The sequence below is a fragment of the Longinema margulisiae genome, assembly GCF_025266855.1.
Lineage (GTDB): Bacteria > Spirochaetota > Brevinematia > Brevinematales > Thermospiraceae > Thermospira.
Genome location: NZ_CP053071.1, coordinates 726007 through 742422, shown reverse-complemented (window position 1 = coordinate 742422; position 16416 = coordinate 726007). Strand labels below are relative to the sequence as shown.

Sequence of the window (16416 nt, the reverse complement as noted above, 5' to 3'; positions counted from 1 at the left end):
TTTGAGACCTTCGCACATTCGTGCAAAGGTCTCATTTATAGGGAGGGGGACGAAAAAACGAGGAGGTATGTTTTGAGTTTTCCCTGAGAACAAGGTAAAAGGCACAAAAAAAGAGAGAGGCCCCGCCGGGGGTAGACGGGACCTCTATATATTTAAGGGGGCAAATAAAATATAGCAAATTCTGTGCCAGAAGTCAAATTTCTTTTTCTTTTTATTTAAGTTATTTTTTATCAAGAAGATAGCCTATCAATACAAAATGGGACCTCAAGAAGACTTATCTTCAAAATGCACAATATTGCACTTGTATAATATGCAAAAATGTGCATTATGCATTATGCAGATTTTTTTCAATGAGGACAATGATGCTTCGAGGAGAAACCGTAATAATGGGTTCTTCGATGACAGGGCGGTGGGGGGACTCAAAGAATCCCGGCGAAAGTTCCGTATTGATCATCATCTCCCATTGACCACCCTGCGAGGGTTCCGGGATATGGAAGGCCAAATTCTCCCAGTAAGCATTGAGAATACAATAGAGATTGGGGGCGCTGATTTCGGTGTAGGGGTTATCCCATCGGTTCCCCTTGAGAAGAAAGGCGACACTCCGGGAATAGTGGCTCCAATCTGGTTCAAAGAGTTCCACTCCATGCCAGAAGATATCGCCGTCCTTTTCTTCATCTCCAGCGACGAAAAAAGTTTCTCGCTTGAAGGGCAGATAGGACTTTCGGAAATGGATGAGAAATCGCACGAATTCGTAGAATTCCCGATTTTTCTCTAACAGGCTCCAGTCGAGCCAGTTGTATTCGTTGTCCTGACAATAGGTGTTGTTATTTCCTTTCTTGGAAAAACCGAACTCATCCCCCGCATGAATCATGGGGGTTCCCTGAGAGAGCATGAGGATGGTGATGAGGTTTTTCATCTGTTTGCGCCTGAGGTGAAGAATGGAGGGATCGTTTGTTTCGCCCTCTACTCCACAGTTCCAGCTCAGGTTGTTGTTGTCTCCATCCTGGTTGTTTTCCCCATTGGCCTCGTTATGTTTGGTGTTATAACTCACGAGATCGGCGAGAGTAAAACCATCGTGAGAGGTGATGAAATTGATAGAATGCTGCGGTTTTCGATTGGTCTGGAAAAAGATATCATAGCTGCCGCAGATCCGTTTGGCAATTTCTGGCACCTTTCCCTCATCACTGCGGACAAAAGAACGCACATCATCTCGAAAACGCCCGTTCCATTCTGACCATCCAGGGGGAAAATTTCCCACCGCATAGAGACCACTGGCATCCCACCCTTCAGCAATGATTTTGGAACGAGAGAGGATGGGGTCCTGACTGATTTCCCCCAAGATGGAATAATCGGGGATCCAGTTTCCAGCCATATCCCGACCTAAGATGGCGGCTAAATCAAAACGGAAGCCGTCCACATGCATATCAATCACCCAGTAGCGCAAACTATCGAGGATCAAGCGTTTGACCACGGGGTGGTTGCAGTTCATGGTGTTTCCACAGCCTGAATAGTTTTTGTAGTAGCGACCGTTTTCAAGCATATAGTAGATACTGTTGTCAATTCCCCGAAAGCTCACGGTTGGGCCCAGTTCATTGCCTTCAGCGGTGTGGTTATAGACCACATCAAGGATAACCTCAATGCCTGCCTTGTGAAAGGCCTTGACCATGGTTTTGAATTCTTTGACGGCCCGTAGCCCATCTTCTTCAGTAGCATACCAGTTGGCAGGGGCAAAGAACCCGAGTGTAGAGTATCCCCAGAAGTTTTTGAGGCGTTCCCCCGTGAGGGGATTGGTGTGGATATTTTCATAGGGGTTGAAGGCATGAATGGGGAGAAGTTCTACCGTGGTGATGCCAAGTTCTTTGAGATATGGGATCTTCTCAATGAGACCAAGATAGGTGCCGGGATAGGTGACACCCGAGGTGGGGTGTTTGGTATATCCCCTGACATGGAGTTCATAGATGATGGTGTCTTTGAGGGGAATATGCAGGGGTTTGTCCCCCTCCCAGTCAAAATCCGTATCACTTACCACCTGTGATTTGGAAAGAGTATGAAAATTGGTCAAAGGGCTAAACGAAAGATCCCCAAAGGGAGAGTAGATATCATACCCATACGAGGCGGGATCCTCCCATTGATAGTATCCTGTAATGGCTTTGGCATAAGGGTCAAGAAGGAGTTTGTTTCGATTGAAACGGTGGCCTTTTTTTTCTGGCCAGTAGGGACCGTCCATCACATAGCCATAACATTGCCCGCTGGTGATGCCGTGAACAAAGACGTGCCATATATCCCCTGTGCGGTGCTTCTCAGGGTGTAGCTGGATGATATAACGAGGTTCTCTATCCTGATAATGGTCAAAAAGAAGGAGAAACACCCTTGTGGCGTGTCTGGAGAAAATGGCAAAATTGCAACCGGTGTGGGTGAGGGTTGCCCCTAAAAGATAAGGGCTCCCTGGTTCGATGTGGAGATCTCCTCGTTTTTCCTCAAGCTGCATAGGCTACCTCGTTTCTTTTGGTCGTGTGAAAAGAAGCCAGAGAATACAGCCCACTCCCACAAGAACACCCATCCAGGCAAGGAGTTGAGGGACAAAGGCTGCTTCATACGAGAGGACAAGGGAATGCTTGCCGGCGGGCACAAAGATGGCCATCTGGGCAATGTTGGCCTTGAGGATGGGAACCTCTCTTCCGTCCAGGCGAGCCTTCCATTGTTTGTGGTAGCGGGTAGCGAGAAGAACATAGCCGTCTGTGGGACTTTCAACAGAAATGGAGAGCGAAGATGGCTTATAGGCCATCAGGGAAAGAGAAGCGTTTGTCTTTGTGAGATTGGTGAGGTCCTGGCCGTTTTCGACAATGATGGAGGTGGTACGGGGCCAGTCAGGACGGGAGAGGAGGGTATAGGCCTCTTCTTCGTTTTTCACCGAGACGCTTGTCCCAAACCATGCTACCCGGGACAAACTTCCACTGATGGCGTACACGGCATGTGGCTGGCCTGATTTATCCCGCCATATTCCCATCAGGGGATAATTGGTGTTGGTGATCATGGCATCAAGGATAAGGTAGGCTACGTTGGCCATACGGAAGATGGGAAGATTCGCGGCAAGGACGTCGTCAAGACTTTGTGGTTCTTTGACGCCCGAGGAGATATAGTTGGCCAGCATAAACCTCTGAAGGGAACTGTCCACCGCTGATTCAGCCGGTATATCAAAGGCTTCTATGCCGTGGTAGAGAAAGTCGTAGGTGAGGTAAGCCTGTCTTATGCTACATACGGGCACGGGGAAAATACGGTCGTTCTGGAGTATCAAAAGAGAGGGGGCTACCCGGAAGGGGGCTTTGGTTTTCTTGAGATTGGTGATGAGTTCATCCTGGCGGTAGAAAGCCGTCCCTTCTTTCACGAAGGCTTTGTCAAAGTAAAAGTCATTGATGGTAATGGTATCAAAGAGCATACCGGCGAATATGAGAGCAGAAGCTACTCTTTGAGCAAGGAGTTTTTCTTTATCGGAGATGGTTTTGCTTCCAAGAGAGAGAAGAATGAGACCGCTTGAGATAGCGAGAACAAGAGAAAACGCGAACATCCGAAAAAGTGCCCAGCCCCGATTTTCTACCGCTACGGAGGCGTATCCCTTGAGAGTGGGATAGAGAGTCTGAGCAAGACTCTCTGCACTGAGGAGATGATAGAAAAGCCAGACGAGACTCACTCCAACAAGCCCTAAAGAAATTTTGCCAAGCGTCTTCCAGAGGGAGAGATTGGATTCTTTGATGGCAAGGCGTATTTTGTCAAAGGCATAGGTGGAGAGCACCACAAGCCCTAATCCCGTTACTATGAGCCACTTGAGGGGAACACGGAAGGAAGACATAAGGGGGAGATGATAAAAAAGCCAGTAAAGGGGTTTTCCAGGCCAGAATTTTCCAAAAGCAAGGAGAAGACCAAGAAGTGTCCAGATTCCCCAGAAGAGAAGCCAGCGCTTTTCTTCTTTTGGGGTGTTTTTCTGAAAGAGAAAGCCAAAGCCCAAAAGACCAAAAATGACCAAAAAGAAACCGAGAGAGTCACTATTTCCATTGAATTCTTTTGTTCCCCAGTAGGGAGCGGAGGGGTCACCGGAGAGTTTCCCATGATACCCAAAGGCAAGGTTGTCTATGAGTTCTCTTGGGTCCTGAGAAAACTGGGTGGCAAATTCCCATCCGCCAAAAGAAGACGGATTTTGCTGGAGGCTTTTTCTCCCTTCAAGGATAGAAAGCCACCCCCCAAGGGTGACACTCATGACAGAAAGTAGAAGAACACTTACTACAAGAGATCGTGTGGCGAGGAGAGCCAGTGAGGACAAGAACGAAGTTTTGGGTCTTTTTTCCCACCATATGAGAAGAACCATGGTGGCGGCTACAAGCGAGAGATAAAAACCCCGCTGGATATCAGCGTTCATGAGAAGTCCCCAGAAGGTCCCGCTTAGTCCAGCCCAGGCAATCCAGCGCCAGCCTGTGGTACGAAAGGTGTTGGTAAGTGCCCATAGAAGCCACGGAAGCCAGGCGAGTGCCTCAAACACAAGAAGATGTCCCCCAAACACAAGTGAGACCCAGTGTGGCATGAGACCATAGGCAAGGGTCCCGAAAAGGGATGCCCAGGGGCTTCTTTCCATGCGGCGAAGCCATACCCACATGCCAACGATGGCCAAAAAGAGCATCAGGGGGTAGTAGATATTCTGAAGCCACATGGCGGGTAAGATGCGGAGAGCAAGGTGATAGAGATAGGGGGGGAGATCAGTGCTTCCACTCCCCATCCAGTAGAAGTGATGCCATTGGCCGGAGGTGTTCTGGATGCTTTGCTGGACAGCCTTGATGATCCCAATAGACCCATCAATTCCCTGAAGCGGATAGCCCAAAAAGGTTGGCCAGAAGAGAAGAACAAGAACACCCACCACAAAGGTAAAAAGGATGAAAACGGAGGATTTCTTTTCCATAGAGACTCCTTGTGAATTAGATTTGATAAATTATAAATAGATATGGAGAAGATTGCAAGAAAGAGAGAAGGATATACTCAGGCTCTCTGTAGGGATGTTGTTCCACACTTATACAGAAGAGTTATCTTCACACAAGACCGCATACCTTGAGACCCTTGCAAGAATGTGCAAAGGTCTCATGTTTTCGAAAAACGATGTTTCACCTGAGTTGTAACTGTTCTCAAAATTGCCAATTTCCTTTGTTTGCTTTATAATACAGGCTATTCTATAGTGAAGGAGGCCGCATGAACGAGCATGTTACCCCGTTGAGTGATGAGAGACAGAGTAGACTACTCAAGTTAGAAACCTGGAAAAAGATGGGGTACAATCCCTATCCCAACCGTTATGACAGACAGGATCTTTCTGAGGATATAAAGAAACGCTTTGTTGAGAGTGGAGAGAAGGAATTTGCAGTGAAGGCAGCGGGTCGTATTATGCTTCTCAGGGATTTTGGCAAGGCGACCTTTGCTACCTTGCGGGATCCTGAGGGTAATATTCAGATTTATGCCCGCAAGGATGTGCTTGGCGATGAGCTTTTTGAGCGTTTCAAGCTTCTTGATGTGGGAGATATTATTGGGGTTGAAGGGGATGTTTTTCGTACCCACAAGGGAGAGATCACTATTCTGGTCAAGGGGTTTGTGTTACTTGCCAAGGCGCTTTTAGGTCTCCCTGAGAAATTTCATGGGCTTACGGATGTAGAGGTGCGCTATCGTCAGCGTTATCTTGATCTCATTGTCAATGAAAAGGTGAAACAGGACTTTTTGATCCGTTTCCGGATGATTCAATATATTCGGCGGTTTTTGGAGAACCGCGGTTTTCTTGAGGTAGAAACGCCGATGATGCAGGTGATTCCTGGAGGAGCGTCGGCCCGTCCCTTTATCACTCATCACAATGCCCTTGATATGGATCTCTATCTTCGTATTGCCCCGGAACTTTTCTTGAAGCGCTTGATTGTGGGTGGGTTTGACAGGGTATTTGAACTCAATCGAAACTTCAGAAACGAGGGGATAGATACCCGACATAATCCCGAGTTTACCATGCTTGAACTTTATCAGGCGTATGCTGATTATTCCACCATGATGGAGATTTTTGAAACGCTTATGAAGGAGTTGGCCATCCACCTGAAGGGAAGCACCCGTTTCACCTATCAGGGACAGGAGGTTGACTTTGGCAATTGGCGTAAACTCCGCTATGTTGATGCCTTGAAGGAGTATGCCGGTGTGGATGTTTCTCTTGTCAAAACGAGAGAGGATGCCGTGAAGGCAGCGCAGAAGGCAGGTATTGAAGAGATTGATGCCTATATGGGCAAATGGGAGATTCTCAATCTCATTTTTGAAAAGAAGGTGGAGCCGAATCTCATGGAGCCGGTGATCATCTATGAGTATCCAGCCGAGATTTCTCCCCTTGCCAAGTACAAGGAGGATGATCCGGAGTTTGTAGAGCGCTTTGAACCCTATGCCTTTGGCCGTGAACTTGGCAATGCCTTTTCTGAGCTCAATGATCCCTTTGTGCAGAAACAGCGCTTTTTGGAACAGGTGAAACGGAAAAGCCAGGGGGATGATGAGGCCATGTATATGGACGAGGACTATGTGACAGCCCTTGAGTATGGGATGCCGCCCACAGGTGGTATGGGGATTGGGATCGATCGTTTGGCGATGATCTTTATTGATACCAATTCCATTCGGGATACCATTCTCTTCCCGACGATGAAGCCTATGGCAAAAGACTAACAAGGAGCAAGCGATGGTGTATCACAAGGAGATTATCCAGCGTTGCTACGCACGTTATCCTGAGACTGTGGAGAAAGCAAGAAAAATTTTAGGTCGACCCCTTACCTTAACGGAAAAGATTCTGTACAATCATCTCTTTGATGGGGCGGAAGTGAAAGCCTATGAAAGGGGCAAGTCCTATGCAGAGTTTCAGCCTGATCGGGTGGCCATGCAGGATGCGACGGCCCAGATGGCTCTTCTTCAGTTTATTCATGCGGACAAGGAAACAACCGTGGTGCCTGCTTCTATCCACTGTGATCATTTAGTGCAGGCGAGAGATGGGGCAGAGAGTGATCTGAAACGGGCTCTTGTGGAAAACCAGGAGGTGTATGATTTTCTCCGTTCTATGGCTTTGCGGTACAATATTCACTTCTGGGAACCGGGAGCCGGTATTATTCATCAGATTGTGCTTGAAAACTATGCCTTCCCCGGCGGGATGATGATAGGAACAGATTCCCATACCCCGAATGCCGGTGGGCTGGGGATGATGGGGATCGGTGTTGGTGGTTCGGATGCGGTGGATGTGATGGTAGGAATCCCCTGGGAACTGAAGTGGCCTAAGATTATCGGAGTGAAACTCACAGGAAGGCTTCAGGGATGGGCTTCTCCCAAGGATGTGATTCTTGCCCTTCTTGGGAAACTCACCGTGAAGGGTGGGACAGGATGTGTGATGGAGTATTTTGGACCAGGTGCCCGTGCCCTTTCCGCAACCGGAAAAGCCACCATCTGCAATATGGGGGCTGAACTTGGGGCCACTTCGTCGGTTTTCCCCTATGATGAGAAGATGGCGGAGTATTTGCGAAGAACCGGCCGGGAAGAGGTGGCGGCAATGGCAGAGGCTGTGGCTCCACATCTTCGTATGGATGACGAAGTGGAAAAGAATCCGCACGTTTTCTATGATCAGGTGATAGAGATAGATCTCTCCTCCCTGGAACCCCATCTCAATGGGCCTTTTACCCCTGATTTAGCCCATCCTCTCTCTACCATACGAGAGGCTATCGAAAAGGAAAACTATCCTGCTGAAGTCAGTGCCGGGCTTATTGGAAGTTGTACAAACTCAAGTTATGAGGATCTTTCCCGTGCAGCTTTTCTCTTGAGGGAAGCGATGAGCATGGGGATAAAACCCAAAGCCAAACTCTATCTCAGTCCAGGGTCTGATCAGATTCGGGCTACCCTTGAGAAGGATGGGATACTTGAGGTGTTTCGACAGGCGGGGGCGGTGATTCTCTCCAATACCTGTGGTCCCTGTATTGGGATGTGGGATCGTTATGATATGGCCCCCAATACACGAAATACCATTGTGACCACCTTCAATCGTAATTTTGCCAAAAGGGCTGATGGGAACCCCAACACCTACGCCTTTGTGGCAAGCCCTGAAATGGTGGTAGCGGTGAGTTTGGCAGGGCGGCTTGACTTTGATCCGCGGCGTGATACCATTCGGCTTTCGGATGGACGTGATGTCTCTCTCCCGGAGCCTTGTGGACAGGAACTTCCTGAGGTGTTTTCAAAGGAGGTTTCTTTAGGGCTTCTTCCCCCTGCGGAGGATCCAAAGAGTGTGCGGATTATTGTGTCGCCTACCAGTGATAGGCTTCAGCTTCTTGACCGATTTTCTCCCTGGAATGGAGAGGATTTCAGGGATTGTCGTGTACTCATGAAGGTTTCAGGGAAGTGTACGACAGACCATATTTCTATGGCTGGTCCGTGGCTGAAGTATCGTGGACACCTTGATAACATCTCCAATAACCTTCTTTTGGGGGCGACCAATGCCTTCACAGGAGAAACAGGCAAGGTGAAGAATCTTCTCACCGGAGAATATCAGACCCCTGCAGAAGTTGCCAGGATGTACAAAGCCAATCGTATTCCCTGGGTGATTATTGGGGATAGGAACTACGGAGAGGGTTCAAGTCGTGAGCACGCCGCCATGGAACCAAGGCACCTTGGAGGGGTGGCAGTGATAGCCAGAAGCTTTGCCCGTATTCATGAGACCAATCTCAAAAAACAGGGACTTCTTGCCCTTACCTTTGTGAATGAAAGCGATTATGAAAAGATTCAAGAGGATGATAGGATTGATATCCCGGCGACGGCTCTTCAGCCAGGAAAGATCCTTGAGGTTGTCCTTCACCATCGTGATGGGACAAGTGAGGTTATCCCTTGTCAGCACAGCTACAGTGAAACACAGATAGCCTGGTTCAAGGCAGGCAGTGCCCTGAATCTTATCACTTCTCAGGGGAAGAAATAATGAAAGGGAGTATTGTCATCCTTGATTTTGGGTCTCAGTATACTCAGCTGATTGCGCGTCGTATCCGTGAACTTGGGGTTTTTTCTGAGATCTATCCCTATACCCTTTCTTTAGAAGAACTGAAGGCGATGGAACCCGCCGGCATTGTGCTTTCCGGGGGACCATCAAGTGTTTCTGATCCCCATGCCCCTATGATTTCCCCGGAGATGTATGAACTGGGTATTCCTATTCTTGGCATTTGTTATGGGATGCAACTCACGGCTCATCTTTTAGGGGGGAGGGTAGAAAGAAGCCTTCACCGGGAGTATGGAAAGGCCTTTCTTGATCTTCTCAAAAGGGAGAGTCTTCTCTTTCAGGGGGTGCGGGATAATTCCGTGATATGGATGAGTCATGGGGATTCGGTTCTTGGGCTTCCGGAGGGGTTTGAGATTGTGGCCAAAAGTCAGGACGGGGCTCTCACGGCTATTGAACACAGGACGAAACCGATTTATTGTGTGCAGTTTCATCCCGAGGTTGCTCATACCGAGGATGGGCGTATTCTTCTCTCCAATTTTGTGAAGCTCATTGCCCGGGCATCGATGAACTGGACCATGGAGAACTTTGTGGAGAAAACCATCCAGGACTTGCAGAGCAAGTGTCGTGGGAAACGGGTGGTGCTTGGGGTGAGTGGAGGAGTGGATTCTACCACGCTTGCGGTGCTTGCTCATCGGGCTCTTGGGACAGATGTCAAGGCTATCTTTGTCAACAATGGTCTTTTGCGTTATCAGGAGGCCGAGGAGGTGCTCTATAACCTGCGAGAAAGATTGGGGCTCACGGTAGAGTATATTGATGCTACGGATCGTTTTCTCTCTGCGCTTCAGGGGGTTACTGATCCGGAACAGAAACGAAAGATTATCGGAAAGGTGTTTGTAGATGTCTTTTATCATGGGCTTCATGATTTTGATTTTCTGATCCAGGGAACGTTGTATCCTGATGTCATTGAGTCAAATGCGGTAAAAGGTCCTTCTCAGACGATCAAAACACACCACAATCGTGTCAAAGAGGTGGAAGAACTCGAAAAACAGGGAAGGATTATTGAGCCTTTCAAGTTTCTTTTCAAGGACGAGGTGAGAGAGGTAGCAAGGATCCTTGGGATTCCAGAGGATATTTTAGGCAGACATCCTTTCCCTGGGCCGGGGCTTGCGGTACGGATCCTCGGGGAGATTACTTCAGAAAAACTGGATATCCTTCGGAAGGCCGACCATATCTTTATCTCTGAACTCAAGGCAAGCGGGTATTATGACAGGGTGTGGCAGGCCTTTGCCGTGTTTCTTCCGATCCGAAGTGTGGGGGTCATGGGGGATGAACGCTCCTATGGGCATGTGATAGCCCTGCGAAGCGTGACAAGCTCGGATGGGATGACGGCGGAGTGGGGAAGACTTCCCCTTGATCTTTTGGAGAGAGTGGCCAACCGTATTGTGCGGGAGATTCCGGGGATCAACAGGGTGGTGTATGATATTACTTCCAAGCCACCGGCAACCATAGAGTGGGAGTAAAAAAGGGAGGGAGGTATGGCAAAAGGCTATGCCCTTGTTTTAGGGGGAGGGGGTGCCAAGGGAGCGTATCATATAGGGGTGTGGAAGGCCCTCCGGGAGATGGGCATTCGCCTTGAGGCTATCTTTGGCACTTCGGTAGGGGCTATCAATGCTTGTCTTATTGGGCAGGGGGATTATTTTCGTGCGGAACAGCTCTGGTCAAATCTTTCCATCACTCAGGTTCTTGTCCTTCCACCGGAGCTTCTTCAAAACGGGCGTTTTGTTCTCACCAAAAAGAATCTTCCTGTACTCCAGAGTTTTTTGAAAAACGCTCTGAAAGAAGGTGGGCTTGATACCCAGCCTCTTCGTCAACTCATTGAGGCGTATCTCGATGAACCAAAGCTTCGACGAAGCGGGCTTGATATAGGGCTTATCAGCGTGAAACTGAGTGATTTCTCCCCTCTCAAGGTTTTTCTTTCAGAGACAAAGCCGGGAACCTGGGCTTCCTATCTTTTGGCCAGTGCGGCTTTTCCAGGTTTCAAAAGCCCAAGAATTGGAGGTACCAGTTTTATTGATGGGGGCCTTTATAACAATATCCCCCACGAATTAGCAAAACAACGGGGATATCGCAGGATTATTGTGGTGGATAATTCAGGAATAGGCAATAACCGCCCACCTGAGATAGCCGGAACGGAAACCGTTTATATTAAAAACACCATGAATTTTGGTGGGGAGTTTGATTTTGTTCCAGAGATTCTTCAGAAATGGATAAAATTAGGCTACTATGACACCCTGCAAACCTTTGGGGCTATTCAGGGGAAACGTTACTTTTATCGAAAAAATCCCAAGGCATTGGCAAAATTTGATAAACTCTTTGAAGAGGCGGCTGTGCTAAAGTCTCTCTCTCAGGCTTTTGCCAAGGAGCAGGTCCGTTTTTCTCCTGAAAACTGGCAACAGGAAGTACGACACCATCTCCCTGATGAGTATGCCTTTTTGCCGTCGTTAACAGAGGCGTTGATGGAGTATGCGGCGTATACCCTCAGCGTTCCCCGGCTTTTTCTCTATGAGTGGAATGACTGGGAGAAGACGGTGAAAAAACATATCTATGACTGGTCCGGAAAGACGTCGGCTGTTTCTCTTTTCACCGATCTTCTCAAAGGGAAGCGGACCCATCTCCCCCTTCAGGTGCTCAAGGTTTTGTTTCTTGCCTCTGATCGTCTCTTGTCCTGAGGTTTTCCCAGAGTTCGGCGATAGTTTTGCCAAGGGTGGGATGGACAAAAGAGGGGTCTATATCCATGAGAGGTTTTAGGACAAATACCCTGTTCTGAAGATCTGGGTGGGGAATGGTAAGTTTGGGGGTAGTGAGAATAAGGTTGTCATAAAAAAGGATATCAAGGTCAATGGTTCTTGGGCCCCATTTTTTGGTGCGCTTTCTTCCAAGTTCCGTTTCTATGCTGAGGAGATGCTCAAGAAGAGAGTGAGGGGAGAGGTCTGTTTCCATTTTGACCACCATATTGAGAAAATCCGGCTGGTCCGTCTCTCCGTAGGGCTTTGTTCTGTACACGTGTGAATAGCAGAGGTTTTTCCCCAAAAAAGAGAGTTTTTCAATGGCTAAACGAATGTATCTTTTTCTCTCTCCAAGGTTGGAACCTATGCCGATGAAGGTTATAGCCATTAGAACCGGTCTCCTTTAGAGTGCAGGTCAACGTTGAGTAGGGGAAGAGAAAAGCGTTCAATGAGCCATGCACCCAATGGTGAGGTGATAAGAATGGCTGCAACCGCTAAAGCCAGGATGGTTTCTCCACCAGGAAGGCCATAAGCCAAGGGAACGCTTCCCAAGGCAGCCTGGACGGTGGCTTTGGGGAGGTAAGAAATCACACAGAAAAGCCGCTCTTTCCAGTGGCAGGAGGTTCTGGCTGTGGCCAGAAGTACGCCAAGCGATCGGAAGACCAGGCCACCCAGAATGATCACAATACCTAAGGGACCTAACTGGAGAATATGCTTTGGATCCACGGCCATCCCCACCAAGACAAAAAGGACAATCTCAGCCGCCACCCAGAGGACATTGAGCTTTCGGGCTACTTCATTGGCTACGCGAGGGGCCCGTTCCAGGAGGACAAAGCCCATCATCACCACGGCTACCAGTGCTGAGGCATGGAGAATATCTCCGACCTGCATGGCCATAAGAGCCATCATCAGGATAAGAATGGCTTTCTCTGTTGCCCGAATGCGGGTGTAGCGCTTTTCAAGATAGGTAGAAAGGAACCAGCCTGTGAGAGCCCCTACCAGAGCCCCAATCCCCACACTCCACGGGAGAACCCACGTCATGGAAAGAAGGCCTTTTGTTTGTCCTCGGGCCAGGGAAAGGGCTAAAGAGAAAAAGGTCACAGCCACCACATTGTCAAGGGAAGTAGCCGCTAAGACCATGGTAGGGACATCTTTTTTCTTGCCTATCCCGGCCTGTTTGAGTTCAAGCATGGCGGGAACGACGACCGCAAGGGAGACAGCAGAGAGAATGCATGAAGTCAAAAAGGCGATAGGCCAGGAGAATCCCAAAACAAAATGAAGTAAGACGGAAATTCCTATCATTTCAAAGGTGGCCGGTACCCACGACATAAAAAAGGCTGTCCAGCCATGGCGATTGAGGGCTTCTCTTTGAATTCCCAGTCCTCCACGGAGGAGAATTACCACCAACGCTAACGACTTGAGAAAGGGTTCTGTTTTTTTGAGGATATCTAATCCTTCGCCGGAAAGAGTGTTTCCTCCGATTCCGGAACGGATGAGCATGCCCAATACAATACCCCAGGCAAGCATCCCGATAGGGGCGGGGAGTTTAAGCGCCCGAAAAAGCCTTCCACCCAACCATCCACCGACCATGATGAGGATCACCAGAATATTGAGCATGGATTACCTCCTCTCTTGAGAAAAACACCCGGCCAGGACCCGTTTCTTCCGGATCCTGGCAGTGGTGACTTATCGTTCTTGAGATGTGGGGTTTTTTAGATTTCCTTCAGGATGAGAAAATCAAGTCCAGAAATCTTCATGCCTTTTTTGAAGGCAAAGGTTCTTCCAGTGGCAAGGTTTTTCACCCTTTTGTTCTCAAGGGCGGGAAGTGGAAGCTCCTCCTTGTCTGTAGAGAAGTTCACCATCACCCATGAGATATCATTGCCATCGATACGTTTGTAGATGAGAAGATTGGGATTATCATTGGGCACTATCTCAAGTGTCTCAGAGCGAAATTCTTTGTTTTCTTTTCGAATAGCGATGAGAGTTCTGTAGAGAGACAAGAGAGAATTTCTGTTTTTGAGCTGGGACTCAATATTCACATGGCTTTTCACGGAAGGCATGGAGAACCAAGGTTTACCGGTAGTAAAACCGTAGTTGCGTTTTTTGTCGTTATTCCATGGGAGGGGCATGCGTTTGTATTTATCATCTGGCATATCAGGCTGAGCAAGGCCAATCTCCTCTCCATAGTAGATAAAAGGTGTACCTGTGGCGGTGAGAAGACACACAGCAGCAAGCCGGGCAAGTTTTTCGTCGTTTTGCAGCTGATTCATGGCGCGGTAATGGTCGTGATTGGCAAGAAAAGGAGCGTAAAAATCAGCCGGAGCAGAATATCGCTTGTTATTCATATACACACGAATGATATTGTCTCTATCACTGGAGAGAAAAGCTCCCGCTCTATCGAAGTCAAAACAGAGATCCATAATACCATTGGTGGAATAGTATTTAGAAACACGGCGGTTGTCTGTCCATACCTCCCCGACAAGGACAGCATTGGAATTGATGCTTTTTACATACCGGTTGAAACTTTCAAACCAGGCCAAGGTTTCCTCGGTATCAGCCTGCCCAGCTCCCGGGCCTGTTTCGATGAGATAACGAATAGCATCCAGCCGAAAACCGTCCACGCCCTTTTCCAACCAGAAGCGGGTAAATTTGTAGACTTCTTCTTTCACTTTTGGACTTCGGTGATTGAGATCCGGCATCCCGCTCCAGAAGGCGGCATAATAGTATTCTCCTCTGGTACTATTCCTCACCCATACATCCCATTTGCTTCCTCCTCCCCAGGGACGACCCCAGCCTGATTCAGTGACGTCCTTTCGCCAGATGTAGAAATCGTCATAGAGAGGGTCTCTTTTTGAAGAGTTGATAAACCAGAGGTGGGTGGATGAGGTATGATTGAGCACGAGGTCTATGATCACTCTTACTCCCCTTTGGTGAGCCTCATCAAGAAGCCTCTCAAAATCCTCCATGGTCCCATACTGGGGGTTCACAGAGGTGTAGTCAAGGACATCATAACCATGGTAGGAAGGAGAAGGGTTGATGGGCATGAGCCAGATGGCATTTATGCCAAGGTTGGTGAGATAGTCAAGTTTGTTTATGATACCCTGAAAATCTCCGATACCATCCCCATTGGAATCAGCAAAGCTTCTCACAAAGATCTCATAAAACACCGCATCCTTCCACCAGGGACGGGCAAAGGCCCCGTTTCCCAGCAAAAAGACAATCACAAAAACCAGAAAAAAGGGTAAACGCTTCATAGAAACTCCTTGATATGTCTCTTGAAAATCTATCCTTATATTATAAGGAAGAGAACGAGAGTGTCAAGAAAAAGGACCGACGTTCGGGAAAATAAAAAGAAAAAGGGCCCTGCTCAGAAGGCAGAAGCCCTTTTCCTGTGGTGTGGGAAGGGGGAGGAGAAGATGGAGGTTAGGCAAGGTAGTATTTGAGAGAAGGGTTTTTGTCTCGAAGGGCGGCAAGAAGACGATTTTCTCGCTGTCTTATCCCTTCGGCGGTAATATGAAACTGTTCGGCAAGTTCAGAAAGGGTGGCGCAGTCCTCGTTTTCAAAACCATACCGTAAACGAAGAAGTTTTTGTGAGTCCTCGTCAAATTCGGAGAGGAGATTGTCGAGTTCTTCAGAGAGACACTGGTGGCAAATGGTATTTTCTATGTCCTCGGAATCGGCAATGTCTTCAAGAGAAGAGTAGTTCGGTCCCTCATAGAGATGAGGCTGGTAGTTTTTAAGTTCTTGGGCTGCCTCAAAAAGGGAGAGAGACATGCCTCTTGCAAGTTCAGAAGCCGAGGGAAGACGGCTTTCCCTGACAAAGAAATCCTCAATAAACCGACGTATAGCTCGTTTTTTGTCCTGCTGGCGGGCGGAGATGTTTTCAAGGTGTCCATCCTCCTGAAAATGCCGCAGGATGCTTTGTTTGATCCAGTAGGCGGCATAACTGGAGAATCGGATATTTCTCTCGGGATCAAACTTTTCTGCTGCTCGAATGAGTCCTAAATTGCCATTCTGGATGATATCCATGAGAGGCATTTTTCCCTGATGCATTTCTATGGCGATCTTCACCACGAGGCGAAGATTACTCTCAATGAGAGTTTTTTTCGCTTTGGTATCACCCTTTTGAATACGCCTTGCAAGTTCCATCTCTTCTTCAGGGGAAAGAAGAGGATAGCGACCAATCTCTTTGAGATATTGTTTAAGAATACGATACTCTTTCATATTGTACCTCCGCTCTTCTTTTGCAATAAGCGTGCCAAAATGAAAAATTTTTTATTTATTTGAAATAAAAGAAAATAAGAAAGAGTAATAATCATAAAAAAAGGAATTGTACATTTTTGTATACAAAACAAGAGGTATTGTATACAAAAATGTACATTTTTTTGGTTTGTATACAAAAGTGTACAGTTGTTTTTTCGTTTGAGAGAAGGGGAGAAAAATCGAGACCTTTGCACGAATGTGCAAAGGTCTCAAGAAAGTAATAAAAAAAGACAAACAAGCCCTTGTAAACAGAAAAAGCGGGGGAGAGGGGCGTAGCCCCTGACCCAGACAGGGGAAGAAAACATCTGGGCAAGGGTCTCAAATCCTTTATTGAGGTTCTTTTATGGCTTCACAGGGGGC

The 16416-nt window shown here is 47.9% G+C and carries 10 protein-coding genes; 4 read left to right on the top strand and 6 right to left on the bottom strand.

Going from position 1 to position 16416, the window contains the following annotated elements:
* Positions 1-325: 325 nt before the first annotated feature.
* Both glgX and BREVNS_RS03355 read right to left on the bottom strand, forming a co-directional pair.
* On the bottom strand, positions 326-2488 hold the full coding sequence (gene glgX / locus BREVNS_RS03360) for a glycogen debranching protein GlgX (RefSeq protein ID WP_483427642.1): 2163 nt from the start codon (positions 2486-2488) through the stop codon (positions 326-328).
* A 3-nt stretch (positions 2489-2491) separates the two neighbouring features.
* Positions 2492-4945 (bottom strand): YfhO family protein, encoded by a 2454-nt coding sequence (locus BREVNS_RS03355; RefSeq protein ID WP_483427641.1) that lies wholly within the window; start codon positions 4943-4945, stop codon positions 2492-2494.
* Between the two features lie 284 nt (positions 4946-5229).
* Between BREVNS_RS03355 and lysS the strand changes: the two genes are divergently transcribed.
* The 4 genes from lysS to BREVNS_RS03335 are packed head-to-tail and all read left to right on the top strand — an operon-like array spanning position 5230 to position 11736.
* Positions 5230-6714 (top strand): lysine--tRNA ligase, encoded by a 1485-nt coding sequence (gene lysS, locus BREVNS_RS03350; protein ID WP_483427640.1) that lies wholly within the window; start codon positions 5230-5232, stop codon positions 6712-6714.
* A 13-nt stretch (positions 6715-6727) separates the two neighbouring features.
* Positions 6728-8992, top strand: coding sequence for an aconitate hydratase (locus BREVNS_RS03345; RefSeq protein ID WP_483427639.1), 2265 nt, complete (start codon positions 6728-6730; stop codon positions 8990-8992).
* Positions 8992-10527, top strand: a complete 1536-nt coding sequence (gene guaA, locus BREVNS_RS03340) for a glutamine-hydrolyzing GMP synthase (RefSeq protein WP_483427638.1) — start codon at positions 8992-8994, stop codon at positions 10525-10527. Before BREVNS_RS03345 ends, guaA begins: the two co-directional genes overlap by 1 nt.
* Before the next feature lie 15 nt (positions 10528-10542).
* Entirely contained in the window at positions 10543-11736 is a 1194-nt protein-coding gene (locus BREVNS_RS03335; RefSeq protein ID WP_483427637.1) for a patatin-like phospholipase family protein, read from the top strand.
* On the opposite strand, the gene folK is transcribed toward BREVNS_RS03335, so the two are convergent.
* The 4 genes from folK to BREVNS_RS03315 form a co-directional block, all read right to left on the bottom strand.
* Complete coding sequence (folK, locus tag BREVNS_RS03330) at positions 11696-12181, bottom strand: 2-amino-4-hydroxy-6-hydroxymethyldihydropteridine diphosphokinase (RefSeq protein ID WP_483427636.1); 486 nt, start codon at positions 12179-12181, stop codon at positions 11696-11698. The two genes, BREVNS_RS03335 and folK, sit on opposite strands and share 41 nt — an antisense overlap.
* Positions 12181-13410, bottom strand: a complete 1230-nt coding sequence (locus BREVNS_RS03325; RefSeq protein WP_483427635.1) for a cation:proton antiporter — start codon at positions 13408-13410, stop codon at positions 12181-12183. Before BREVNS_RS03325 ends, folK begins: the two co-directional genes overlap by 1 nt.
* A 95-nt stretch (positions 13411-13505) precedes the next feature.
* Positions 13506-15047, bottom strand: coding sequence for an alpha-amylase family glycosyl hydrolase (locus tag BREVNS_RS03320; protein WP_483427634.1), 1542 nt, complete (start codon positions 15045-15047; stop codon positions 13506-13508).
* Between the two features lie 169 nt (positions 15048-15216).
* On the bottom strand, positions 15217-16017 hold the full coding sequence (locus BREVNS_RS03315) for a sigma-70 family RNA polymerase sigma factor (RefSeq protein WP_483427633.1): 801 nt from the start codon (positions 16015-16017) through the stop codon (positions 15217-15219).
* Positions 16018-16416 lie beyond the last annotated feature (399 nt).